General features: G+C 61.1%; 15 protein-coding genes. 5 read left to right on the top strand and 10 right to left on the bottom strand.

Annotated elements, in window-relative coordinates:
- Window positions 1-2: 2 nt before the first annotated feature.
- Together treS and JWU58_RS14125 are read right to left on the bottom strand one after the other, a co-directional pair.
- Window positions 3-3,344, bottom strand: a complete 3,342-nt coding sequence (gene treS, locus JWU58_RS14120; RefSeq protein ID WP_123442549.1) for a maltose alpha-D-glucosyltransferase — start codon at window positions 3,342-3,344, stop codon at window positions 3-5.
- A gap of 146 nt (window positions 3,345-3,490) precedes the next feature.
- A complete protein-coding gene (locus JWU58_RS14125; RefSeq protein WP_206420329.1) occupies window positions 3,491-5,488 on the bottom strand; it encodes an alpha-1,4-glucan--maltose-1-phosphate maltosyltransferase in 1,998 nt (665 codons plus the stop codon).
- Between the two features lie 217 nt (window positions 5,489-5,705).
- On the opposite strand from JWU58_RS14125, the gene JWU58_RS14130 reads away from it, so the two are divergent.
- Window positions 5,706-5,864, top strand: coding sequence for a hypothetical protein (locus tag JWU58_RS14130; RefSeq protein WP_163012245.1), 159 nt, complete (start codon window positions 5,706-5,708; stop codon window positions 5,862-5,864).
- A 139-nt stretch (window positions 5,865-6,003) separates the two neighbouring features.
- Here the strand turns inward: JWU58_RS14130 and JWU58_RS14135 are convergent, their stop codons facing one another.
- The gene (locus JWU58_RS14135) at window positions 6,004-6,516 is read right to left on the bottom strand and encodes an MgtC/SapB family protein (protein ID WP_016774631.1); all 513 of its coding nucleotides are present in this window, start codon (window positions 6,514-6,516) and stop codon (window positions 6,004-6,006) included.
- Window positions 6,517-6,639: 123 nt separating this feature from the next.
- Here JWU58_RS14135 and JWU58_RS14140 point away from each other — a divergent pair, with 123 nt between their 5' ends.
- The 3 genes from JWU58_RS14140 to mapR all read left to right on the top strand — a co-directional run bounded on the left by JWU58_RS14140 (window position 6,640) and on the right by mapR (window position 10,054).
- Window positions 6,640-6,888 (top strand): DUF3203 family protein, encoded by a 249-nt coding sequence (locus JWU58_RS14140; RefSeq protein WP_016774630.1) that lies wholly within the window; start codon window positions 6,640-6,642, stop codon window positions 6,886-6,888.
- Between the two features lie 195 nt (window positions 6,889-7,083).
- Complete coding sequence (ccoG, locus tag JWU58_RS14145) at window positions 7,084-8,514, top strand: cytochrome c oxidase accessory protein CcoG (protein ID WP_206420330.1); 1,431 nt, start codon at window positions 7,084-7,086, stop codon at window positions 8,512-8,514.
- A gap of 130 nt (window positions 8,515-8,644) precedes the next feature.
- Window positions 8,645-10,054, top strand: coding sequence for a GntR family transcriptional regulator MpaR (mapR, locus tag JWU58_RS14150; RefSeq protein ID WP_071172353.1), 1,410 nt, complete (start codon window positions 8,645-8,647; stop codon window positions 10,052-10,054).
- Window positions 10,055-10,185: 131 nt separating this feature from the next.
- Here the strand turns inward: mapR and JWU58_RS14155 are convergent, their stop codons facing one another.
- The 7 genes from JWU58_RS14155 to tpx form a co-directional block, all read right to left on the bottom strand.
- Window positions 10,186-10,932 (bottom strand): SDR family oxidoreductase, encoded by a 747-nt coding sequence (locus tag JWU58_RS14155; protein WP_123442552.1) that lies wholly within the window; start codon window positions 10,930-10,932, stop codon window positions 10,186-10,188.
- Between the two features lie 119 nt (window positions 10,933-11,051).
- Complete coding sequence (locus tag JWU58_RS14160) at window positions 11,052-13,133, bottom strand: putative bifunctional diguanylate cyclase/phosphodiesterase (RefSeq protein ID WP_024012869.1); 2,082 nt, start codon at window positions 13,131-13,133, stop codon at window positions 11,052-11,054.
- A 301-nt stretch (window positions 13,134-13,434) separates the two neighbouring features.
- Window positions 13,435-14,904 carry an efflux transporter outer membrane subunit gene (locus JWU58_RS14165; RefSeq protein WP_206420331.1) on the bottom strand — a complete coding sequence of 490 codons (1,470 nt, stop codon included), beginning with the start codon at window positions 14,902-14,904 and terminating at the stop codon, window positions 13,435-13,437.
- Window positions 14,901-18,008 carry an efflux RND transporter permease subunit gene (locus JWU58_RS14170; RefSeq protein ID WP_071172349.1) on the bottom strand — a complete coding sequence of 1,036 codons (3,108 nt, stop codon included), beginning with the start codon at window positions 18,006-18,008 and terminating at the stop codon, window positions 14,901-14,903. Before JWU58_RS14170 ends, JWU58_RS14165 begins: the two co-directional genes overlap by 4 nt.
- Before the next feature lie 112 nt (window positions 18,009-18,120).
- Window positions 18,121-21,213 (bottom strand): MdtB/MuxB family multidrug efflux RND transporter permease subunit, encoded by a 3,093-nt coding sequence (locus tag JWU58_RS14175; RefSeq protein ID WP_123442554.1) that lies wholly within the window; start codon window positions 21,211-21,213, stop codon window positions 18,121-18,123.
- On the bottom strand, window positions 21,210-22,514 hold the full coding sequence (locus JWU58_RS14180; RefSeq protein WP_123442555.1) for an MdtA/MuxA family multidrug efflux RND transporter periplasmic adaptor subunit: 1,305 nt from the start codon (window positions 22,512-22,514) through the stop codon (window positions 21,210-21,212). The genes JWU58_RS14175 and JWU58_RS14180 overlap by 4 nt, the downstream gene beginning before the upstream one ends.
- Window positions 22,515-22,688: 174 nt before the next feature.
- Complete coding sequence (gene tpx / locus JWU58_RS14185; RefSeq protein ID WP_016774621.1) at window positions 22,689-23,189, bottom strand: thiol peroxidase; 501 nt, start codon at window positions 23,187-23,189, stop codon at window positions 22,689-22,691.
- Window positions 23,190-23,737: 548 nt separating this feature from the next.
- Between tpx and JWU58_RS14190 the strand changes: the two genes are divergently transcribed.
- Window positions 23,738-24,655 (top strand): SphA family protein, encoded by a 918-nt coding sequence (locus JWU58_RS14190; RefSeq protein ID WP_123442556.1) that lies wholly within the window; start codon window positions 23,738-23,740, stop codon window positions 24,653-24,655.
- Window positions 24,656-24,665 lie beyond the last annotated feature (10 nt).

Below are 24,665 nucleotides of genomic sequence, written 5' to 3' on the forward strand. Positions count from 1 at the left end.
GACTACTCTCCACCAAGATCGGAAAAGGGTTTAAGCCCTGTCAATAATCCATACAAGCCGTGCAATGGCACGGGCAGCCACGTTGGGCGGTTTTCCGCCTCGTAGGCCACTTCATAAGCGGCTTTTTCCAGGCCGAACAACGCCAGCGCGGCGTCGGCACCCTGAGGATCCTGCCAGGCATGCTCAAGACTAGCTGCTGCCTCGCGGTATGCCTGGACAAATGCCTCGCGTGCTTCGCGCAGATAACGCTCGGCGACACGTTTACGCGCCGCTTCGGCTTCGACGCTGTTGTCGACGTTGTGCACATTGATGGTCATCGCCGCTGCGTAATCGAACGAACGCAGTACGCCGCTGACATCCTTGTACGGGCTGTGCTTGCCGCGACGCTCACTCAACGGCCGCGCCGGTTCGCCCTCGAAGTCGATCAAGTAGGCATCGCCCTTGATCACCAGCACCTGACCCAAATGCAAGTCGCCATGCACCCGGATGCGCAAGCCGCCAGTGGCTTTCTTCGCCAGATCCTGCACATGGGCAAGAATGGTTTTCTTCTCGTCGAGCAGACGCTTGACCAGTTTCTGGTCCGCCGCGTTCAACTCGCCTTGATGCTGCTTGAGCAGTTTCAAGGCATGTTCGACCTGGGCAGTGACATCCTTGGCCGTCGTGGCCATGTCCTTGCTCGACGACACCTGCGGCGCAAAGTCCGCGTTGTCGGTTGGCGCAGCGAGCACCTGATGCATCTCGCCCAGACGTTGGCCGAGCATGCCGGCGAAGTCCTTCAGCTCGCCGAGGGCGTTGTAATGCTGCTCCTGCTCGGACATGGCGTCGGCCAGTTCATCACGCAGCGCCCGTTCAAGGTTGTTCTGCGTCCATTCCCACGCGTCGCCCTGATTGCTCAGATAGCCTTGGGCGATCATCAGCAGATTGTCTTCACCCAGAGCATCGCGGCGAATCACCGAACCCAGCAGTGGCGAGATATTGGCAAACCCGGCCTCGGTCAGGTAAGCGCTCATTTCCAGTTCCGGGTGTACGCCAGAAGCCACTTTGCGTATCAGCTTAAGCACCAGGCTGTTGCCGACAACCACTGAGCTGTTCGATTGCTCGGCCGACAGGTAGCGCACATCCGACTCGGCGCCGAGGCCGAGCTTTTCCAGATGATCTGTCTGTTCGAAGCGGATTTCGCCTTCGATCGACTCCAGTATGGTGTTGTTCTGCATGCCTTGCAGAACGGCGCGGACGAAGGTTTCCAGACTGAACGCATCGGTAATCAGGCCGACCTGACGCACACGGCGTACACGCGATAGCGCCAATTGCTGCGGCAACGGCGGGCCGACATGGTCTTCGCCAATGAAGCCGAACGGCAGTTGATAACGGTTGGTCTGGCCACCGCTGGTGACTTCGATTTCGCTGAGCAGCACCGGATGCTGGGCATCGCCGAAGCGCACGCCATAGGCCAGATTGACCTTCTCGATCGCTGCGTCCTTGCCGGCGAACCAGCGACGGTTCTGCAGCCAGCTCGGCAGAATGCTTTGCTCCAGCGTCGTACGCGACGGCGCTTCGAGCAGCTCTTCCATGCGTTTTTTCAGTACCAGCGTGGTGAAGTCCGGCAGGCTCTGCGCCGGCTCGACGTGCCAGCTCGGCATCTGGTTTTCTGCCGCCAGTGCAAACCAATAGAAACCGTACGGCGCCAGGGTCAGGAGGAAATTCAACTGACCGATCGGCGGGAACGCGTTACCACCGAGCATTTCCACCGGCACCATGCCGACATACGCCGACAGGTCCAGCTCGACCGCTTGCGCACTGCGCGAGACGTTGGCCACGCACAGAATGATTTCGTGCTTGCCGTCGGCATCGGTGTATTCGCGGGTGTAAGCCAGCACGCGACGGTTGGCCGGCGAGAGCATTTTCAACGTGCCGCGGCCGAAGGCTTTCGATTGCTTGCGCACGGCCAGCAGGCGCCGCGTCCAGTTCAACAGCGAATGCGGATCGCCGGACTGGGTTTCGACGTTGACCGACTGATAGCCATACTGCGGATCCATGATCGGCGGCAGTACCAGACTGGCCGGATCGGCGCGGGAGAAACCGCCGTTGCGGTCGATCGACCACTGCATCGGCGTACGCACGCCGTCGCGATCGCCGAGGTAGATGTTGTCGCCCATGCCGATTTCGTCGCCGTAATACAGGGTTGGCGTGCCGGGCATCGACAGTAGCAGGCTGTTGAGCAGTTCGATGCGGCGACGGTCGCGTTCCATCAACGGTGCGAGACGGCGGCGAATACCGAGGTTGATCCGTGCGCGACGGTCAGCCGCGTAGTAATTCCACAGGTAATCGCGCTCGCGGTCGGTGACCATTTCCAGGGTCAGCTCATCGTGGTTGCGCAGGAAGATCGCCCACTGGCAATTCGCCGGAATTTCCGGGGTCTGCCGGAGAATGTCGGTAATCGGGAAGCGATCTTCCTGCGCCAGCGCCATGTACATGCGCGGCATCAGCGGGAAGTGGAAGGCCATGTGGCATTCGTCGCCATTGACGCCAGCGGCATCGGTGTCACCGAAATACAGCTGAGTGTCTTCCGGCCACTGATTGGCCTCGGCCAGCAGCATGCGGTCGGGGTAGTTGGCGTCGATCTCGGCACGGATCTGCTTGAGGACGTCGTGGGTCTCGGGCAGGTTTTCGTTGTTGGTGCCGTCGCGCTCGATCAGGTACGGAATCGCGTCGAGGCGCAGGCCGTCGATGCCCATGTCCAGCCAGTAGCGCATCACCGACAACACGGCTTTCATGACTTGCGGGTTATCGAAGTTCAGATCCGGCTGGTGCGAGTAGAAGCGGTGCCAGAAGTACTGACCGGCGACCGGGTCCCAGGTCCAGTTGGACTTCTCGGTGTCGAGGAAGATGATCCGCGTGCCGTCGTATTTCTGGTCGTCATCGGACCAGACGTAGAAATCCCGCGCCGCCGAACCCGGCTTGGCTTTACGCGCACGCTGAAACCACGGGTGCTGGTCGGAGGTGTGGTTGATGACCAGTTCGGTAATCACCCGCAGACCGCGCTTGTGCGCTTCGGCAATGAAGCGCTTGGCGTCGGCCATGGTCCCGTAGTCGCTGTGCACGCCACGGTATTCGGCGATGTCGTAGCCGTCGTCGCGACGTGGCGAGGGGTAGAACGGCAGCAGCCAGATGGTGTTGACGCCGAGGTCGGCAATGTAATCGAGTTTGGCGATAAGCCCGGGAAAGTCGCCGATCCCGTCATTGTTGGAGTCGAAAAACGATTTGACGTGAACCTGATAGATCACCGCGTCCTTGTACCAGAGCGGGTCTTTGATGAAGGCGGCTGCCTTGGGTTTCTTCGCCATGTGGAACTCCTGTTGAATACTTTATGGGCGTCCCACGACGATCGTTCCCACGCTCTGCGTGGGAATGCCGCCATGGACGCTCTGCGTCCGCTTTGGGACGCGGAGCGTCCCGGGATGCATTCCCACGCAGAGCGTGGGAACGATCATTACGTGGCGCTGATCCGCCAAATCCCGAACGGCTGATACGCCGGGTCGATGCGCATGAACTGATATTTGCCGTGCCAGTCCCAGCGATGGCCGTTCATCAAATCTTCGCCATGGGTGGTGGCATCGTCCGGCAGGCCCATTTCCCACAGCGGCAGTTCGAAATTCGCTTCCTGCACGTTATGCGGATCAAGACTGACCGCGACCAGAACGAAATTGCTGCCATCGGCGCTGCGCTTGCCGAAGTACAGAATGTTGTCGTTCCAGGCGTTGTAGATTTTCAGCCCCAGATGCGTGTGCAGCGCCGGATTCTGCCGGCGGATGCGGTTGAGCTGAGCGATCTCGGCAATGATGTTGCCGGGCGCGGTGAAATCGCGGACACGGATCTCGTATTTCTCCGAATCCAGGTATTCCTCTTTGCCCGGCACCGGCGCCGATTCGCACAATTCGAAACCGGAATACATGCCCCACAGCCCCGAGCCCATAGTCGCCAGCGCCGCGCGAATGAGGAAACCGGGACGCCCCGACTCATGCAAAAATGCCGGGTTGATGTCCGGGGTATTGACGAAGAAATTCGGCCGGTAGCATTCGCGCCACGGCGACTGATTCAGCTCGGTGAAGTATTCCGCCAGTTCGGCCTTGGTATTGCGCCAGGTGAAATAGGTGTAGCTCTGCGAATACCCGACCTTGCCCAGACGCGCCATCATCGCCGGCGTGGTGAAGGCCTCGGCGAGGAAGATCACTTCCGGATACAGCGTGCGCACATCGGCGATCAGCCATTGCCAGAACGGCAGCGGTTTGGTGTGCGGGTTGTCGACGCGGAAGATTTTCACGCCTTCCTTGACCCAGCCGACGACGATGTCGCGCAACTCGACCCAGAGGCTCGGAATCGCGTCCGGCGCATAGAAGTCGACGTTGACGATGTCCTGGTATTTCTTCGGCGGATTTTCGGCATATTTGATCGTGCCGTCCGGGCGCCAGTTAAACCAGCCCGGATGCTCCTTGAGCCACGGGTGGTCCTGGGAACACTGGATGGCGAAGTCGAGAGCGATTTCCAGACCGTGATCGGCGGCGGCGGCCACCAAACGGCGGAAATCTTCACGGGTGCCGAGTTGCGAGTGAATCGCTTCGTGGCCACCCTCCTCGCTGCCGATCGCGTACGGACTGCCGGGATCGTCCGGGCCGGCAGTCAGGGAATTGTTGCGGCCCTTGCGGTGAGCGCGGCCGATGGGGTGAATCGGCGTGAAGTACAGCACGTCGAAGCCCATGTCCTGAATCATCGGCAGACGCGAGTGCACATCGTTGAAAGTGCCGTGACGCTGGGGATCGTCGGTGATCGAGCGTGGAAACAGCTCATACCAACTGGCGAACTCGGCGAGTTCGCGCTCGACGTCCATGGGGAATTCGGCGCTGACGCTGAGGTAGGCGCGGTGATCGGCCTGGGCCATCAGCTCTGCACTGCGCGAGTGCAGAAACAGCGCAACCTGCTCGGTTTCGAGCAGGCCCGACAATTCATGGTGCAGCGCCGCGAGCTGCTCGCTGAGCTGACCTTCGCTGCGTTCGGCGGCCTGTTGCACCATCGTGCGGCCTTCCTGCAGCTCCAGAGAAACCGGCACCGCCGCGCTGTGCTTCTTTTCCAGTTCGTACTGGAAGCTGGCGAAATGGTCGATCCACGCTTCGATGCAATACAGGTAGCGGCCCTGCTCCTCAGGGCGGAACTGGCCTTGCCAAGTGTTGTTGCCCTGATCGGACATGACCTCGGTCTGCCAGGTTTCCTGGCCTTCCTCGCGCCAGCGAATACGCACGGCGAGCTTGTCATGGCCGTCGGCAAACACTTTGCTGGTCACCACCACTTCGCGCCCGGCAATCGATTTGGCGGCGAACTGGCCGCCGTCGAGAGTCGGCATGGTGTTTTCGATGACGATACGTGGCAGCAGCAACGCCTGCGACAGCGGCATGTGCGGGTTGTAACTCAGCTCTGAAGGTCTTTCAGCAGTCATTGAGCATCTCTCCTTAACGCCCCAAGGACGCTCTTGTGCCGGAACAGTATTCGCGACAAAGCGCCGGCCCTGTCATGAACTCACTTAGGTTCCGAGCAACCGGCGCGGGGAAAAGTTCAGATGAAATTAACAAGACAAACCTGCGGATCGAATTTGTCGTGGCCGGGTCAACTCACTTAAGCACGTCCCACGCCATGTGCCATACGGAGGTCACCTGATGAGCATCCCGATCCCGGCGGAAACGCCCGATCCGAACATCGACAAACCCACCCTGCCGGATACCGAACCGCCACCGGTGCCCGAGCAAGAGCCGCCAGGCACCACGCCACCACCGAAAGAAGAGCCACCGAGCACGATGCCGCCGGTGATCGTCTGACCCTTGCCCCCTGATCGTCCCCATGCTCCGCGTGGGAATGCAGCCCGGGACGCTCTGCGTCCCATCCAGAGCCGAACGCGGAGCGTCCGTTGAAGCATTCCCACGCGGAGCGTGGGAACGATCATCAGCCGGCGGGGAGTCAGAGGTGGTCGTTCTTGTCGACATCCTTTTCGAACACTCTGACCACGTACGGCATCACACTGAAGATCGCCAGCGCCAGAATGGTACTGAGCAATGCCGTCGCTTCCTTGCCCAGCCCCGCCGCCACGCCGATCGCCGCCGTCATCCATAAGCCCGCCGCCGTGGTCAGGCCTTTGACATGGGCCTCGTCGCCCTGTTGATTTTTCAGAATGGTCCCGGCGCCGAGAAAGCCGATCCCGGCAATCACGCCCTGCAAGACCCGACTCATGGCATCGGATTCTGCGCCCGAGGTCTGCGGCACCAATACGAATAGCGCAGCACCCAATGCCACCAGCATGTGCGTGCGCACGCCCGCTGCCTTGCCTTTATGCTCGCGCTCAAATCCGAGAATCCCGCCGAGAATCGCCGCCATCACCAGACGTACGGTGATCCGGGTCATTTGCGAGGCGTCGCCGATATCGGCAAATTCGGCTTGCATCGTGGCCCACACTTCATCCCACCAGTCTTCCATCGTGCCTCCCTTGTTATTGGCTTGATAAGCGATGGACAACAGCGACCATTAATCGGTTGCGCAGAACGATCGGCGCGCTGCGCTTCCTAATATGCAGACCTCCCTGGAACAAGGACTGCCGCCATGCCCGTTCGAATCGATGAATCCAACCCCGAGCAGAAAGTGTGTTTTTTTACCGTCGAGCATGGTGAGGAAATTCGCATCTGCGACACCCTCGAAGTCCTGACCGATAGCGACAAAGCCATGTCGTTCGTGGAAATCGAAGGCAAACGCACCTACATCACCGAAGCAGAAGCCGATGCCTTGACCGTCGCCGGGGCCAAGGACGGGCGCAAACATCTGAAGGCCGATGACAGTGATTCGGTGGTTTGATTGATCTCGATCAACACCCGTCGCAGACGCCTGCAATAGGCGTTTGCGCCTTGCCTGGCAGGTTGCTTCAAGTTGTCGCAGGCATTGCGTCAAACCTCATCTGATCCGCTTTTTATTGCCAAACCTGAGTCTGTTCTGCAAACAGATCGCCGCTCATAGTGCATCGGCCTGATGGAGGCTGATGAGCGAATGACCATGAGCGACCGAATCCCTGTCCGAACCGTAGAAGCATCGCCGACGATACAGAGCGTACCCGCGCGCCCACTGAAAGCGACTGCCGGATCCACCGACAAGCAAATCCACACCCGCAGTTTCACCGGCCTGTTCCGCAACCTGCGTATGAGCGGCGCCGGCGCTCTGTTCGTGCTGTTCTTCGGCACCGTGTGGCTGAACTGGGGCGGTCGGCAGGCCGTACTTTGGGATCTGGCGGAAAGCAAATTCCACATCTTTGGCGCGACGTTCTGGCCGCAGGATTTCATTCTGCTCTCGGCCCTGCTGATCATTGCTGCGCTCGGACTCTTCGCCATCACCGTGTTTGCCGGTCGCGTCTGGTGCGGTTACACCTGCCCGCAGAGTTCGTGGACGTGGATCTTCATGTGGTGCGAGAAGATCACCGAAGGCGAGCGCAACCAGCGGATCAAACTGCAAGCGGCGCCATGGAGCCTGAACAAACTGGCGCGGCGTGCCGCCAAACACACGCTGTGGCTGGCAGTCAGCGTGATCACCGGCCTGACCTTCGTCGGCTATTTCACCCCGATCCGGCCGCTGGCCGAAGAGCTGCTGACCCTGCAGATCGGTGGCGTCAGCCTGTTCTGGGTGCTGTTTTTCGCCGCCGCCACCTACATCAACGCCGGTTGGCTGCGTGAGGCGGTGTGCATGCACATGTGCCCGTATGCGCGGTTCCAGAGTGTGATGTTCGACAAGGACACGCTGACCATTGCCTACGACGCCGGCCGCGGCGAAAACCGCGGCCCGCGCAAGCGTGACGTGCGCCCGGTCGAAGCCGGCCTGGGTGATTGCATCGACTGCCAGTTGTGCGTGCAGGTCTGCCCGACCGGCATCGACATCCGCGATGGCTTGCAAATGGAATGCATCGGCTGCGCAGCATGCATCGACGCCTGCGATTCGATCATGGACAAAATGCATTACCCGCGCGGCCTGATCCGCTACAGTTCCGAGCGCGAATTGCAGGGCGGCAAGACTCATCTGCTGCGTCCGCGTTTGATTGGCTATACAGCGGTGCTGTTGCTGATGATTGGAGCGTTAGCATTGGCATTGATCGAGCGGCCGATGGTGTCGCTGGACGTGACCAAGGATCGCGGGTTGTTCCGCGAGAACGCTCAAGGCCAGATCGAGAATATTTATTCGCTGAAAGTGATCAACAAGACTCAGCAACGGCAGGATTACCGGTTGAGTCTGGTTGATGGCGACGGGTTTGAGTTGCAGGGCAAAACGGCATTGAGCCTGGCGCCCGGGGAGATTGTCGATGTGCCGGTGTCGGTGGCGATGACCACCGAGCGCCCGGCGAGCAGTTCGCAGACATTGAGTTTCAGGATTGAAGACAGTGACGAGCCGCAGGTATACAGCGTGGCGAAGAGCCGGTTTGTGGCGCCGATGAATCGTTGATTGCCCTTAGACTGCGGTGCTTTCATTCGCGAGCAGGCTCGCTCCCACAGGAAATCGCGGTCGTTGTGGGAGCGAGCCTGCTCGCGAATGGAGGCGACGCGATTCCTTATAGACCCCATTCGGATCCACCATGAAACGCTACGAAAAATTCGCCGACGACATCGCTGAACTGATCCGCTCCGGCGTCCTCGGCCCTGGCCAGCGAGTACCGTCGGTGCGCTATGCCAGCCAGGCTTACGGGGTCAGCCCGTCGACAGTATTCCAGGCCTATTACCTGCTCGAACGCCGTGGCCTGATCCGCGCCCGGCCGCGCTCCGGTTACTTCGTCAACGCCCATACACCGAGCACATTTTCCGAGCCGGTGATCAGCAGTCAGGTCAACGAATCCACCGAAGTCGACGTCAGCGAACTGGTGTTCTCGGTGCTCGATTCGATCAAAGACCCCAACACCGTGCCCTTCGGCTCGGCCTTCCCCAGCCCGACGCTGTTTCCGCTGCAACGCCTGTCGCGCTCCCTGGCCAGCGCCGCGCGGGAGATGGATCCGCGCATGGTCGTCACCGATATGTCGCCGGGCAACCCGCAACTGCGCCGGCAGATTGCTCTGCGCTACATGGTCGGCGGGCTGATGCTGCCGATGGAAGAGCTACTGATCACCAACGGCGCTCTCGAAGCGCTGAACCTGTGCCTGCAAGCAGTGACCGAGCCCGGCGATCTGGTGGCCATCGAGGCCCCGGCGTTTTATGCCTGCCTGCAAGTGCTGGAGCGCCTGAAGCTCAAAGCCGTGGAAATCCCCGTGCACCCGCGTGACGGCATCGACCTCGGCGTGCTCGCGCAAACTCTGGAACGCCATCCGATCAAGGCCTGCTGGTGCATGACCAGTTTCCAGAACCCGATGGGCGCGACCGTGCCCGAGGCGAAGAAACAGGAGCTGGTCGAACTGCTGCGTCAGCATCAGGTGCCGTTGATTGAGGACGATGTCTACGCCGAGCTTTATTACGGGCAACAGGCGCCAAAACCGGCCAAGGCTTTTGATACTGAAGGATTGGTCATGCATTGCGGCTCGTTCGCCAAAAGTCTCGCCCCCGGCTACCGCATCGGCTGGGTGGCGGCCGGGCGTTTCGCGCAGAAGATCGAGCGACTGAAGCTGATGACCTCGCTGTGCGCTTCGATGCCGGCGCAAGCGGCGATTGCCGATTATCTGCAACACGGCGGCTACGATCGGCATCTGCGCAAACTGCGTTATGCCCTGGAAGAACAGCAGAGCGCGATGCTCGCGGCGATTGCTCGGTATTTTCCGGCGCAGACCCGGGTCAGCCAGCCGGCGGGCGGCTACTTTCTGTGGCTGGAATTGCCGGAGCAGATGGATTCGCTGAAGCTGTTTCAAATGGCATTGGCGCAAGGCATCAGCATCGCGCCGGGGCCGATATTCTCACCGACCCAGCGTTTCAGAAATTGCATTCGCTTGAATTACGGCAGCCCGTGGACCGAGGAATCGGAAAAGGCCATGGAGACGTTGGGGCGGATTGTGCGGTCGTTCTGAGGGATAGATGTTGTCTGGACTGGCCCCTTCGCGAGCAGGCTCGCTCCCACAGTTGATTTGTGAATACAGAACCAATGTGGGAGCGAGCCTGCTCGCGAAGAGTCCGGCATTAACACTGCAAATCCACTGGTTTACCGCCCACCCCCCAAATCAACAAACGTCCCGGTCGCATACGACGCCTTGTCCGACAGCAACCAGACAATCGCCTCCGCCACTTCATCCGGCCGCCCGCCCCGGGCCATGGGAATCGCCGATTCGAGCTTGCTGACCCGATCCGGGTCGCCGCTCAGGGCATGGAAGTCGGTGTAGATGTAGCCCGGACGCACGGCATTGACGCGAATGCCCTCACCTGCGACTTCTTTCGACAGACCGATGGTGAACGTGTCGAGCGCACCCTTGGATGCGGCGTAATCAACGTACTCGTTCGGCGAACCGAGGCGTGCCGCGACCGAGGAGACGTTGACGATGCTGCCGCCCTGCCCGCCGTGTTTGGGCGACATGCGCAGGATCGCGTGCTTGGCGCAGAGGATCGGCGCCAGCACGTTGGTTTTCATGATTTTGAGGATGCGGAATTCGGACATTTCATCGACCCGCGACTTCTGCCCGACGGTGCCCGCGTTGTTGACCAGCGCGGTAACCCGGCCCAGTTCGGCGTCGACGCGCTGAAACATCGCGATCACTTCGTCTTCGATGCTGACATCGGCGCGGACCGCGATGGCCTGGGCGCCCAAGGCGCGAACCTGCTCTAGTACGTTGTGTGCGGCCTGTTCATCCGACTGATAGTTGATGCAGATCCGGTAGCCCTGTTCGGCTGCCAACAATGCCGTAGCCGCGCCGATTCCGCGCCCGCCACCGGTGATGACAATGACTTTATCCATGCTGGCCTTCCCCCACGTGCACACGTAACAGTCGGGGGAAGAATAACTGCGATTGGCGGGTTTTGCATGTGGCGCCTATTCGGGCGCCTTCGCGAGCAAGCCCGCTCCCACAGGGTCTCTCAGACCACCGCCAGCCGTTGCCCGCGCACGATGTCCTGCATGAAGCGCTCCGCCGGCATCGGGTGGCCGAGCAGATAGCCCTGCAGCGAGTCACAGCCCAGTTTGGTGAGGAAATCCTGTTGCGCGCCGGTCTCGACACCCTCGGCGACAATCCGCAGATCCAGGGCCTGCCCCAGCGCAACAATCGCCGAGACGATCGCCGCATCATCGCTGTCATGCTCCAGATCGCGGACGAAACCGCGGTCGATCTTCAGCTCATTGGCCGGCAAACGCTTGAGGTACATCAGGCTGGAATAACCGGTGCCGAAGTCGTCGATCGACAGGTCGACACCCATGTCCGACAGCTCTTGCAGCACGGTCATGCTCGCATCGGCGTCGCTCATAGCTGTGGTTTCAGTGATTTCCAGGGTCAGGCTGTTGGCCGGCAAGTGGTGGGTCGCCAGCGCCTTGGCCACGCTTTGCACCAGCCCGGCATGGCAGAACTGCAAGGCCGAGAGGTTCACGGCGATGCGCCAGTCGGTGTAACCGAGTACGTACCACTCGCGCATCTGCCGGCAGGCTTCGTTGAGCACCCATTCGCCCATCGGAATGATCAACCCGGTTTTCTCCGCCAGATCAATGAACTTGTCCGGCATCAACATGCCATGCAGCGGATGCTTCCAGCGCAGCAGCGCTTCGGCACCGACGGGGCGACCGTTGGCGGCGTCGAATTTGGGCTGGTAATGCAGGCAGAACTGGTTGTGCTCAATGGCCGCGCGCAGGTCCTGTAACAGTTGCAGTTGTTTGCGCGCGTTGGTGTTCATCGACGCATCGAAGAAGCTGTAGCCGTTCTTGCCACCGCCCTTGGCGTGGTACATCGCGGCGTCGGCGTTCATCAGCAGTTCCTGGGCGTTGGCGCCGTTGCCCGGATACAGGGCAATGCCGACGCTGGCGGAAATCTGCAGGTCATGCTCGGCGACGCGGAACGTGCGACCGATCAGGCCGACCTGACGCGCGGCCAGGCTCAAGGCGTCATTGGGCTCGCTCAAGCGCACCAGTAAAACGAACTCATCGCCACCGATCCGCGCCAGGGTGTCCTGGCTGCGCAAGTCTTCACGCAGACGCGCGCCGACCTCACGCAGCAATTGGTCGCCCATGTGATGGCCGAATGCGTCGTTGACCGGTTTGAAACCGTCGAGGTCGATGAACATCAAGGCGAAGCAGCCGCCCTGCTCTTCAACTTTTCTGATCGCCTGATTGATGCGGTCGTCGAGCAACATGCGATTGGGCAGGCTGGTCAGCGGATCGTGCAAGGCCAATTGGGTGAGTTCGCGATTGGCCACCGTCAGCGAGTGCGCCAGATCAGCGGTGCGCGCTTCGAGGCGGGCGTCGAGGATCGAGGTCAACAGGGCAATCGACAGCACCGCCAGCGTGGTGACCACGACCAGGCTGTCGAGGCCGTTGCCCTTCAAGCCATTGAGCGTCGCGCCGCAGAAACTGCCGTCAGGAAATTGCGCCGCCGCCATGCCGGTGTAGTGCATGCCGACAATCGCCACCCCCATGATCACCGCGGCGCCAGCACGAATCAGCCGCACATAGGGCGAATGCTGGCGCAGGCGAAAGGCAATCCACAACGCCGCTGCCGAGGCGCCGACGGCGATCAGCAGGGAGGCGCTGAACAATGTCGGGTCGTAATCGATGCCCGGGGTCATGCGCAGCGCGGCCATGCCGGTGTAGTGCATGGCGCTGATGCCCGCTCCCATGATCAACGCACCGAAGGCCAGTTGCGCCAGTGGCAGTTTCGGTTGGCTGACCAGCCACAACGCAAAACCGCAGGACAGCACCGCGATCAGCAGCGACAGCGCAGTCAGGGTGAAGTCATAGCCCAGGTCGATCGGCAATTTGAAGGCGAGCATGCCGATGAAATGCATCGACCAGACGCCAACGCCCATCGCCAACGCCCCGCCCGCCGTCCAGAAATGCACGGCCCGGCCTTTCGCCGTGGCGATGCGCCCGGTGAGATCGAGCGCCGTGTAGGAAGCCAGAATGGCCACGCACAACGAAATGAAAACCAGGGTGAAGGAGTAGCTGCCGATGAGCATGGACGTTCTCGTGACAAGCCGAAACCGTACTGCTTCCATTCTCGGTCGGGCAAATGCGGCGATTGTACTGATTGCGCGAAATAACGCACTGACAAAGTAACCAAATTGCCATCAAGCCGATGAAACGCTTGTTCGATCGTCCTACAAGGCTCTGCGGTGGGCTTTAAGCACACCTTGTGAAAGCGATCTCACGCCATACACTAATCCCCGTGGGAGCGAGCCTGCTCGCGAAGGCGTCGGCACTTTCAACATCTCGCTCGACTGACCCACCGCTTTCGCGAGCAGGCTCGCTCCCACAGGTTCAGCGGTTGTCGCTGACGTCGAGTTGGCCGTCCCAGCCGCCGCCCAGTGCGGCGATCAGTTGTACGCTGGCGATCAGTCGGCTCTGCAGAATATTCAGCACACTGCGTTCGTTACTCAGCGCCGTGGCCTGCACCACTACCACGTCGATATAAGCAATCAGCCCGGCCTTGTACTGGTTTTCCGTCAGGCGCAGGGAATCGCGGGCGGCATCCAGCGCTTCCTGGCGTACCGCCGCTTCGTCTTCATACACCTTGAGCTGGACCAGGTAGTTTTCCACTTCGCGGAAACCGTCGAGCACGGTCTGGCGGTAGCGGGCGACGGTTTCGTCGTAGGCGGCTTCGCTGCGGTCGACCTCGGCCGAACGAATGCCGCCGTCGAACAGCGGCAGAGAAAGCTGCGGGCCGACCGACCAGAAACGGTTCGGCAGGCTGATCAGGTTTTTCGAGGTACTGCTGCTGTAGCCGCCGCTCAGGCTCAGGGTCAGGTCCGGGTAATACGCGGCTTTCGCCACGCCGATGTTGGCATTGGCGGCAATCACCGAGCGTTCGGCCGAAGCGATGTCAGGACGGCGTTCCAGCAGCTGTGAGGGCAAGCTCAGCGGTACCTGCGGCAGATTCGGGATGCTCTGGCTTTCGGCGATGCTGAAGTTGGCCGGTGCTTCGCCGGTCAGTACGGCAATAGCGTTTTCAAACTGTGCGCGCTGCCAGATCAGGTCGACGAGATCGGCCTGGGTGCTTTTCAACTGGGTTTGGGCCTGCGCCACCGCATCGCGCCCGGAAACCCCGGCGCGGTACTGGTTTTGGGTCATTTTCAGCGAGCGTTGATAAGCGGCAACGGTGGCCTCGAGCAAACGCTTCTGCTGATCGATGACGCGCAGTTGCAGGTAGTTCTGCACCAGTTCCGATTGCTGACTCAGACGCATCGCTGCCAGATCGGCAAAGCTCGCCTGGGCGTTGGCCTCGTCGGCCTCCAGGCCACGGCGCAGCTTGCCCCAGACGTCGGCTTCCCAACTGACGCCCAACTGCGCGTTATAAGTGTCGCGGATGCCGCTTGAGGAACTGCTCAGGCTCGAACTGCTGCTACCGGTGCCCTGACTCGAGCGGGTCTTGCCCAGACTCAGGTCGACGCTCGGGTAAAATGCCCCGCGTGCACTGCGCACCAAGGCCTGCGCCTGACGAAACTGCGCTTCAGACTGGGCGACGGTCTGGTTGGAGCTATTGAGTTTTTCGATCAAGGCGTTGAGCTGTTGGTCGCCGTACAACTCCCACCAGGCGCCACGGGCCAGCGAGTCGCTGGGATTGGCCTGACGCCAGCCTTCGGCTTCCTTGAACTGAGCGATTTCGGCAGTTTGCGGGCGCTGGTAGTCCGGGCCGACTGCGCAAGCGCTGAGCAGCGCCACGCACAGTGACAGGCTCAACAGGCGCGAGCCGCGAACGGTGGCCAATTGGAGAAGCGAACGGTCAGTCATAGCGGAGTTTCCAGAGCGGCGTCAGTGCGCACGCCACGCCATTTGTTGAAGCGATGGCGCAGCTTGTCGAGATATAGGTAAACCACCGGGGTGGTGTAAAGGGTCAGGACCTGGCTGAACACCAGGCCGCCAATGATGGTCAGTCCCAGCGGCTGGCGCATTTCCGCACCCTCGGCACGGCCGAGCAGCAACGGCAAGGCGCCGAGGATCGCCGCCAGCGTGGTCATCAGAATCGGTCGCAGGCGTTGCAGACAGGCGCTGCGGATCGACTCCAGCGGCGACAGGCCCTGATGACGCTCCAATTGCAGCGCCAGATCGATCATCAGAATGGCGTTCTTTTTCACCACGCCGATCAGCAGGAATATCCCCAGCAGGGAAATCAGGCTGAACTCGCCGCCCAGTGCATAAATCGACAGCAACGCGCCGACCCCGGCCGAGGGCAAAGTCGAAAGAATGGTCAGCGGGTGGATGTAGCTTTCATACAGCACACCGAGCACCAGGTACACGGCCAGCAACGCACCGAGGATCATGAACGGCTGGCTCTTCTGCGTCGCGGCGAAGGCGTCAGCGGTGCCGGCCATTTTCGCAATTACATCCTCCGGCAGGCCGACCTTGGCGATCGCCCGTTCAATGGCAGCACTGCCCTGCTCTACGGTCACGCCTTCGGCCATGTCAAAGGAAATGCTTTCGGACGCGAACTGGCCTTCATGACTGACCCGGTCGTTTTCCAGGCTGTTCTCGTAATGGGCGAACGTCGACAGCGGCACGCGCGCACCGTCAGCGGTAATCACCTCGACCTGCTTGAGTGTCACCGGATCCTGGGCATATTTCGGATTGACCTCCATCACCACCTGATACTGGTTGAGGCTGTCGTAGATCGTCGAAATCTGCCGCTGGCTGTAGGCGTTGTTGAGCACGGCGGTGACCATGTTCATGTCGACCCCCAGGCGTTTCGCCTGATCACGATCGACAATCAGCGTCACCTGTTGCGCCCCGGCACCTTCGCGGGCGTCGATGGCGGTCAGCTCGGGCAAGGCACGCAACGCGGTGACCACTTTCGGGAACCACTTGCGCAGCTCGGCGAGGTCGCCGCTTTGCAGGATGTAGGTGTATTGCGAACTGGTCTGCTCGCGGCCGCCACCAAACTGCAGATCCTGGTCGGCCATCAGCATCAACTGCGCCCCGGGCACCTTGGGCATTTCCTTGCGCAGGCGTTCGATGACTTTCTGCGCCGACAGCTGGCGTTCCTTGATCGGCTTCAGGCGCACGATCATGAAGGCGTTGTTGGTGCCGTTGTTGCCGCCGATGAACCCGGCCACGCTTTCCACCGCTTCATCCTTGAGCACGGCGCGGCGGAAGGTTTCCATTTTCGGCTGCATGACGTTGAAGGACAGACCGTCGTCGCCACGCACGAAACCGATCAACTGGCCGGTGTCCTGCTGCGGCAGGAAGGTTTTCGGCACCACCACATAAAGCGCAATGTTGACGCCAACGGTGAGCAGCAGGCTGAACAAGGTCAGACGGCGATGACGCAATACCCAGTCGAGGCTGGTGGCGTATTTGCCGACCATCCAGTCGTTGGTCTTGTGGCTCCAGCGTTGCAGGCGGTTTTCCTGGCCCGGCGTGTGCGGCTTGAGCCAGCGCGCGCAGAGCATCGGTGTCAGCGTCAGGGACACCACCAGCGACACCACGATTGCCGCCGCCAGCGTAATGGAAAATTCGCGAAACAAGCTCTCGACCAGCCCGCCCATGAACAGGATCGACAGGAACACCGCCACCAGCGAGACGTTCATCGACAGCAGGGTAAAGCCGACTTCCTTGGCCCCGAGGTACGCGGCCTGCATCGGCTTGACGCCTTCGTCGATGTGCCGGGAAATGTTTTCCAGCACCACGATGGCGTCGTCCACCACCAGACCGGTGGCGAGAATCAGCGCCATCAGCGACAGGTTGTTCAGCGAGAACCCGTACAGATACATCACCGCGAAAGTACCGACCAGCGACACCGGCACCGCCAGGGTCGGGATCAGCGAGGCGCGGAAGTTACCCAGAAACAGGTACACCACCAGCACCACCAGGGCGACGGCGATCAGCAAGGTCATCTCGGCTTCATGCAGCGTAGCCTTGATCACTGGCGAGCGATCCATGGCCAAATTGAGTTTGACGCTGGCCGGCAGCACCGCTTGCAGCGCGGGCAACTGCGCCTTGATCTCGTTGACCGTCTCGATGATGTTGGCGCCGGCCTGACGGTTGATCACCAGCAATACCGCCGCGTCGTCGTTGAAGAAACCGCTGTTGTAACGGTCTTCGACGCCATCGCTGACTTTCGCCACATCCTTGAGACGCAATGCGGCGCCGTCGGCGTAGTGAATGATCAGCGACTCATAATCCTTGGCTTTCTCCAACTGGTCGTTGGCCTGGATCTGCCACAAGCGCTCGCCGTCCTCGACCGAACCCTTGGGCCGCCGTACGTTAGCGTCGGCAATGGTCTTGCGCACATCGTCGAGGGCCACGCCGTACTGGTTCAGCGCCTGCGGTTCGAGCTCGATGCGCACTGCCGGCAGCGAACTGCCACCGATCTGCACTTCACCGACGCCCTGCACTTGCGACAGGCTTTGCGAGAGGATGGTCGAGGCCAAGTCGTAGAGCTGGCCTTTTTCCAGCACATCCGAAGTCAGCGACAGCACCATGATCGGCGCCTGCGACGGGTTGACCTTTTTATAGGTCGGCATGCTGCGCATCCCGCTCGGCAGCAGATTGCGCGAGGCGTTGATCGCCGCCTGCACTTCCCGCGCCGCGCCGTTGATGTCGCGGTCGAGGTCAAATTGCAGAATCACCCGCGTCGAACCCTGACTGGAGCGGCTGCTCATGGTGTTGACGCCGGCAATCGCACCGAACGAACGCTCCAGCGGCGTGGCCACCGTTGAAGCCATAACCTCGGGACTGGCGCCCGGCAGACTGGCCTGGACGACGATCACCGGGAAATCCATCTGCGGCAGCGGCGATACCGGCAACAGACCGAAGCTGACCCCGCCGAGCAACATGATGGCCAGCGAGAGCAGCATGGTTGCCACGGGGCGTTTGATGAAAGGTCCGGAGAGGTTCATAGCGTCGAGCTCCAAGCTGCAAGCTGCGAGCTACAAGCTGTTCCTGCGCGCGCAGGCTGCTGTTTTCTTGCAGCTTGAAGCTTGCAGCTTGCAGCTGCTTTCACCACGCCGCTCACACCACCTCTCCCGCGACAGGCTTGGTCCAACGCCGCCCCAACCGATCAAAAGCCAGGTAAATCACCGGCGTGGTGAACAGCGTCAACACCTGGCTCACCAGCAAACCGCCGACCATCACCAGACCCAACGGCTGACGCAGTTCCGCGCCAGACCCCGTGGCCAGCATCAGCGGCACTGCGCCGAACAACGCCGCCAGCGTGGTCATCAGAATCGGCCGGAAGCGCAGCAGCGCCGCTTGATAGATCGCCTCCGCCGGGGCCATGCCCTGGGTGCGTTCAGCGTCGAGGGCGAAGTCGATCATCATGATCGCGTTCTTCTTGACGATACCGATCAGCAGGATGATGCCGATAATCGCGATCATGCCCAGGTCGTTGCCACTGAGCAGCAACGCTAGCAAGGCACCGACTGCGGCGGACGGCAAGGTCGAAAGAATAGTGATCGGGTGGATGTAGCTCTCGTAAAGCACGCCCAGCACGATGTACATGGTCACCACCGCCGCCAGAATCAGCAGCAAGGTACTCGACAGCGAAGCCTGGAACGCTTGCGCCGCGCCCTGGAACTGAGTCTGCACGCCGACCGGCATGCCGATGTCCTGCTGCACCTGCTCAATGATGTCCACGGCATGCCCCAACGCCACGCCCGGCGCGAGGTTGAACGACATCATCACCGCCGGGAACTGGCCGATGTGGGTGATCGCCAATTGCGCCTGACGCTCTTCGACATGCGCCAGACTCGACAAACGCACCTGCGCGCCGTCGGTAGTCTTGACGTGAATCTGATCCAGCGCCTGCGGGCCGATCTTCTCCCCGGCCTGGGCTTGCAGCACCACGCGGTACTGGCTGGCCTGGGTGTAAATGGTCGAAATCTGCCGCTGGCCGAACGCGTCGTACAGCGCATCGGTGATATTCGCCACCGACACGCCAAGGCGCGATGCGGCGTCACGGTCGATCACCAGATAGACCTGCAAGCCTTTGTCCTGCAGATCACTGGCCACGTCGGTCAACTCCGGACGCTGCGCCAGGGCTTCGACCAGACGGCCGCTCCACTGGCTGAGCAATTCGGAGTCCGGCGAAGACATGCTGAACTGATACTGGGTGCGACTGACCCGATCCTCGATGGTCAGGTCCTGCACCGGCTGCATGAACAGCCGAATGCCGACCAGTTTGTCCAGTTTTGGTTGCAGGCGCGAAATTACTTCGCTGGCCGTCAGATCGCGCTCGCCATGGGGCTTGAGGTTGATCAGCAAGCGGCCGCTGTTGAGCGTGGCGTTGTCGCCGTCGACGCCAATGTAGGACGACAGGCTCTGCACCGCCGGATCTTCGAGAATGATCTTCGCCAGTTGCTGCTGCCGTTCGCCCATCGCCGCGAAGGAGATCGACTGCGGCGCTTCGGAAATTCCCTGAATCACCCCGGTGTCCTGCACCGGAAAGAAACCCTTCGGCACGATCACGTACAGGAACACGGTCAACGCCAGTGTGCCGATGGCGACCAGCAAGGTCAGCGGCTGATGCTTGAGCACCCAGCGCAGCATCCGCCCGTATTCGTTGATCATCCAGTCGATGAACGCACCGCTGGCGCGGTAGAAACGGCCTTGCTCGTGCTCCTGCGGTTCACGCTTGAGCAGGCGCGCGCACATCATCGGCGTCAGGGTCAGCGACACCACCAGGGAAATCAGGATTGCGACCGCCAGGGTGATGGCGAACTCGCGGAACAGGCGCCCTACCACGTCGGCCATGAACAGCAGCGGAATCAGTACGGCGATCAGCGACAAGGTCAGGGAAATCAGGGTGAAGCCGATCTGTTTCGCGCCCTTGAGCGCGGCCTGCATCGGGCTGTCACCCTCTTCGATGAAGCGTGAAATGTTCTCGAGCATGACGATGGCATCGTCGACCACGAAGCCAGTGGCGATGGTCAGCGCCATCAACGTCAGGTTGTTCACCGAGAAACCGGCGAGGTACATCACGCCAAAGGTGCCGATCAGCGACAGCGGCACGGCAACCGAGGGAATGATCGTCGCACTGGCGCGGCGCAGAAACAGGAACGTGACCATGACCACCAGCGCGATGGCGATCAGCAGTTCGTGTTGCACGTCGGTGACCGAAGCGCGGATGGTCTGGGTGCGGTCTGTGAGCACAGTGACGTCGAGGCCGGCCGGCAGGTTGTCGGTGATGCTTGGCAGCAAGGCCTTGATGCGGTCGACCACTTCGATTACGTTGGCGCCCGGCTGACGCTGGATGTTCAGCAGCACCGCCTGATTCTGGTTGGCCCACGCGGCCAGACGCTCGTTCTCGGCGCCGTCGACGATTTCCGCGACGTCCTTGAGCCGCAACGGCGCGCCGTTCTTGTAGGTCAGGATGAGGTTGGCGTAGTCCTCGGGCGAGGTCAGTTGGTCGTTGGCATCGAGCATCGATACCCGGGTCGGGCCATCGAAGTTGCCTTTCGGCTGGTTGACGTTGGAGGCGCCGATCAGCGTGCGCACGTCCGACAGGTTGAGGCTGTTGGCCGCGAGCGCTTCGGGGTTGACCTTGATTCGTACCGCTTGACGCTGGCCACCAGCGATGCTGACCATGCCGACGCCGCTGATCTGGGCGATCTTCTGCGCCATGCGCGTATCGACCAAGTCATTGAGCTTGGGCAGCAGCATGGTTTTCGAAGTGATGGCCAAGGTCAGCACCGGGGTGTCCGCCGGGTTGACCTTGTTGTACACCGGCGGCGCCGGCAGGTCGGTCGGCAGCAGGTTGGTCGCGGCGTTGATCGCGGCCTGCACCTGCTGTTCGGCGACGTCCATGTTGATGTCGAGGCTGAAACGCAGGGTCAGCACCGAAGCGCCGCCGGAGCTGGTCGAAGCCATTTGCGTCAGGCCCGGCATCTGCCCGAACTGGCGCTCAAGCGGCGCGGTGACGGCGCTGGTCATTACGTCCGGACTGGCGCCGGGGTACAGAGTCATGACGCGGATGGTCGGGTAATCGACCTGCGGCAAGGCCGAAACCGGCAGCAGGCGATAAGCGATCAGGCCGGCCAGGACAATGGCCAGCATGCTCAGGGTGGTGGCTACCGGACGGAGAATGAACAGCCGCGAAATGTTCATGCGCCCTTCTTGGCCTTTTCAGCGGTGGTCGCATCGGGATTGGCGGCGGATTTGCCTTGCAGGTGTTCGGTCGGCGAGGTCGGCACTTCGCTGCTGTCATTGACCACTTCGACTTCGCTGCCCTCCTTCAGGCGGTCGGTGCCTTCAAGCACAACGCGATCGCCCGCGGCGAGGCCTTCGGTGACCACGGTGTTGTCACCGTCGCTGGCACCGATTTTCAGCTGGCGAATGGTGACTTTCCTGTCGCCGTCCAGCGCATAGACGAAGGTGCCGTTGGTACCGAACTGGATCGCTGCCGACGGCGCCAGCACTACACCTTTCAGCGTGTCTGCCAGTAAATGGACGTTGACGAACTGATTGGGAAACAGCGACTGGTCGCGATTGTCGTAGCGAGCCTTGAATTTCAAAGTGCCGGTAGCGACGTCGATCTGGTTGTCGAGGCTTTGCAGCACGCCAGTGGCTTGCAGCTTGGTGTCGCCGCGATCCCAAGCTTCGGCAGGCAACTTGGCGCCACTGCGGTAACGGGCCAGCACGGTGTCGAGGCTGTTTTCCGGCAAGGTGAAGGCCACGCTGATCGGTTGCGTTTGGGTGATCACCGCGAGGAACGTGGTGTCATTTGCGGCGACGAGGTTGCCGACGTCGACCTGGCGCAGACCGACGCGACCGGCAATCGGCGCGCGGATCTTGGTGAATTCGAGATTGAGCTTGGCGTCGTTGACCGCTGCCTGATTGGTCTTGACCGTGCCCAGATACTGCCCCACCAGCGCTTCGGCGGTGTCGAGGGTCTGTTTGGCGATGCTGTCTTCTTTATACAGCCCACGATAACGCTCGACGTCGACCTGGGCGTTTTTCAGTTGCGCCTGATTCTGCAGCAACGTGCCTTCGGCCTGGAGCAGAGCATTCTGGTAAGGACGCGGATCGATCTCGGCCAGCAGGTCGCCCGCCTTGACCATCTGCCCTTCTTCGAAATGAATCTTCACCAGTTCGCCGCCCACCCGGCTGCGCACGTTGATGGTATTGAGCGCGGTGACCGTGCCCAGTGCCTTGTAATACAGCGGGAAGTCGCCCTTCACCGCCGGCGCCACACGCACCGGAATCGGCCCGGTACCGCCGCCGAAGCCCGGCCGCATCATTCCCGAGCGCCCGGTATGCCCGGCGGCCGCTTTGTCGCCGCCCGCCTTGTCAGCAGAGCCGGTGGGCCAGAATTTCCAGCACAGGACAGCGATGACCAACAGGACCAGCAGGCTGATCAGCCAGCGACGGGATTTGCGGGGGGACGATTGCATGGAGTTATTGACCATTGGGCGCGTGGGCTTCTATTACGGGAGGCTGAACGATAAGCACTGAGTGGATTTAAGCAAAGCAGCTTTACCGGCAATTTACCTTCCACTTACGTTTCAAGGTGTGAGGCAAAACCCTGATACACAAATGAAAACGGCCTGGACAGGGCCAGGCCGTTAACAATTGTAAAAGCCTTACTTGAGAACGGACAGTGCCGCTTCGTAGTTAGGCTCTTCGGCGATTTCCTTGACCAGTTCGCTGTGCAGGACGGTGTCATTTTCGTCCAGCACCACAACCGCGCGAGCGGTCAGGCCTTTCAGCGGGCCGTCAGCAATGGCCACGCCGTAGTTTTCGATGAACTCGCTGCCCCGCAGGGTCGACAGGTTCTGTACGTTTTCCAGGCCTTCGGCGCCGCAGAAGCGCGCCTGGGCGAACGGCAGGTCAGCGGAGATGCACAGCACCACGGTGTTGCTGATGTCGTTGGCCTGGGCGTTGAACTTGCGCACGGAGGTGGCGCAGGTCGGGGTGTCGACGCTTGGGAAAATGTTCAGGACTTTGCGCTTGCCGGCGAAGTCTTTCAGGGTGACGTCGGACAGATTGCCGGCTACCAGGGAAAAGGCTGGCGCCTTGGAACCGGCTTGTGGCAACTGGCCGTTGACTTGAACCGGATTGCCTTTGAGGGTGACTTGAGCCATGACTTGAGTCCTTCTGTTTTTTGATTGGAAAGCATGCAAGAGGCGGAAGTTAACCACGAAATCGGCTGACGACCTATGCCCCGTTGGAAATTGTTGGGCGCTCGGCTGCGAGATTGTATACAACCTCCCTGTGCGAGCGAGCCTGCTCGCGAAATCTGGTATGGATATCAGAAACGTGTGTCAACTGGGCTACCGCTTTCGCGAGCAGGCTCGCTTCCACAGAAGTTTGCAGTGCCGCCCCGACCACCTTCGATGCAGCCCGGCTCCGACCATCAGAGGTGTGATGTGTGCACCCCGCCGCCCGTACCAACGAATTAATTCCTTCGACTGGCTAACCCCCGATTAGCTGCTAGTTTCAGAAGGACGTGTCCTACAGGCTTGATAAGCAAAGGGATAACGCAGTAGCGGCGCGACAGTGCTCAGTTGTCCGGAAAAACACCATGGAATCGGGAATGATCTGCAGTCGAGCCGGGAATAGAGGATTTGTGAAGGGGCCGGGTGGCGCGGCGTTTACCAGGCTCAAGCCACGGAGCGGGCGTCTCCTCCTCTTGCTGTGCCTGGGCGTCAGTCCATCGCTGTTCGCCGCAGAAGGTGGCGTCGGCCGGCCGATCACGGGCCAGCAAGTGTTCGCCAATGCTGGCATCGTGCCGCCGGAGCCGGGCTGGGTAATGTCGTTGACCAGCATCTGGTACGACGGCTCGCTCAAGGGCAGCGACGGCGCACCGATTTCCGGCGCGATCAGTGGCGGGATCGACATGAAAGTCTCCTACACCATGGCCAACTTCACCCATGTCTGGAACACCGGCAAGGGCCGCTGGAATTTCGCTTCGGCAATGGGCCTGCCGGTGCAATACACCGACATCAAGGCGAGCATCACCGGCCCGCGCGGGCGCACTTTGGGTGACAGCGATTCCGGCACGCAGTTTGCCGATGCGCTGATCACCCCGCTCGCCGCTGGTTATCACTTCGACGAACTCAATCATCTCTCGCTGTCGCTACCGATCTACGTGCCGACCGGCGCCTATAACAAGGATCGCCTGGCCAATCCCGGACAGAACAATTACACGTTCATGCCGACCGTGGCCTTTACCCACCTCGACGGCAAGGGCGGCGAGTTCACTTTGTCCAGCGGGCTGGAGTTCTACACCGAGAACGACGCTACCGACTATCGCAACGGCAACATCTTCACCCTCGACGCCCTCTGGACTCACGGCTTGGGCAATGGCTGGAACGCCGGACTTGCCGCCGGCTACGTGCAGCAACTGACCGACGACAAAGGCCAGACCGCCGATGTCTTCAATGGCTATCGCGGCCGTTCGGTCGGCGCCGGCCCGGTAATTGGCTGGGCCGGAGAATTCGCCGATGCCCAGGCCAATATCAGCGCGCGCTGGGTGCCGGAGTTCGACACCAAGAACCGCCCCGAAGGCAATGGCTTCAGCGTCAATCTGACCCTGGCGTTTTTCTAGACCCGGACAC

Source organism: Pseudomonas atacamensis, assembly GCF_017167965.1.
Taxonomy (GTDB): Bacteria; Pseudomonadota; Gammaproteobacteria; order Pseudomonadales; family Pseudomonadaceae; genus Aquipseudomonas; species Aquipseudomonas atacamensis.

Excerpts from the sequence above, each read along its gene's own strand:
- treS (WP_123442549.1), bottom strand. The coding sequence starts at position 3,344 with ATGGCGAAGAAACCCAAGGCAGCCGCCTTCATCAAAGACCCGCTCTGG.
- JWU58_RS14125 (WP_206420329.1), bottom strand. The coding sequence starts at position 5,488 with ATGACTGCTGAAAGACCTTCAGAGCTGAGTTACAACCCGCACATGCCG.
- JWU58_RS14130 (WP_163012245.1), top strand. The coding sequence starts at position 5,706 with ATGAGCATCCCGATCCCGGCGGAAACGCCCGATCCGAACATCGACAAA.
- JWU58_RS14135 (WP_016774631.1), bottom strand. The coding sequence starts at position 6,516 with ATGGAAGACTGGTGGGATGAAGTGTGGGCCACGATGCAAGCCGAATTT.
- JWU58_RS14140 (WP_016774630.1), top strand. The coding sequence starts at position 6,640 with ATGCCCGTTCGAATCGATGAATCCAACCCCGAGCAGAAAGTGTGTTTT.
- ccoG (WP_206420330.1), top strand. The coding sequence starts at position 7,084 with ATGAGCGACCGAATCCCTGTCCGAACCGTAGAAGCATCGCCGACGATA.
- mapR (WP_071172353.1), top strand. The coding sequence starts at position 8,645 with ATGAAACGCTACGAAAAATTCGCCGACGACATCGCTGAACTGATCCGC.
- JWU58_RS14155 (WP_123442552.1), bottom strand. The coding sequence starts at position 10,932 with ATGGATAAAGTCATTGTCATCACCGGTGGCGGGCGCGGAATCGGCGCG.
- JWU58_RS14160 (WP_024012869.1), bottom strand. The coding sequence starts at position 13,133 with ATGCTCATCGGCAGCTACTCCTTCACCCTGGTTTTCATTTCGTTGTGC.
- JWU58_RS14165 (WP_206420331.1), bottom strand. The coding sequence starts at position 14,904 with ATGACTGACCGTTCGCTTCTCCAATTGGCCACCGTTCGCGGCTCGCGC.
- JWU58_RS14170 (WP_071172349.1), bottom strand. The coding sequence starts at position 18,008 with ATGAACCTCTCCGGACCTTTCATCAAACGCCCCGTGGCAACCATGCTG.
- JWU58_RS14175 (WP_123442554.1), bottom strand. The coding sequence starts at position 21,213 with ATGAACATTTCGCGGCTGTTCATTCTCCGTCCGGTAGCCACCACCCTG.
- JWU58_RS14180 (WP_123442555.1), bottom strand. The coding sequence starts at position 22,514 with ATGGTCAATAACTCCATGCAATCGTCCCCCCGCAAATCCCGTCGCTGG.
- tpx (WP_016774621.1), bottom strand. The coding sequence starts at position 23,189 with ATGGCTCAAGTCACCCTCAAAGGCAATCCGGTTCAAGTCAACGGCCAG.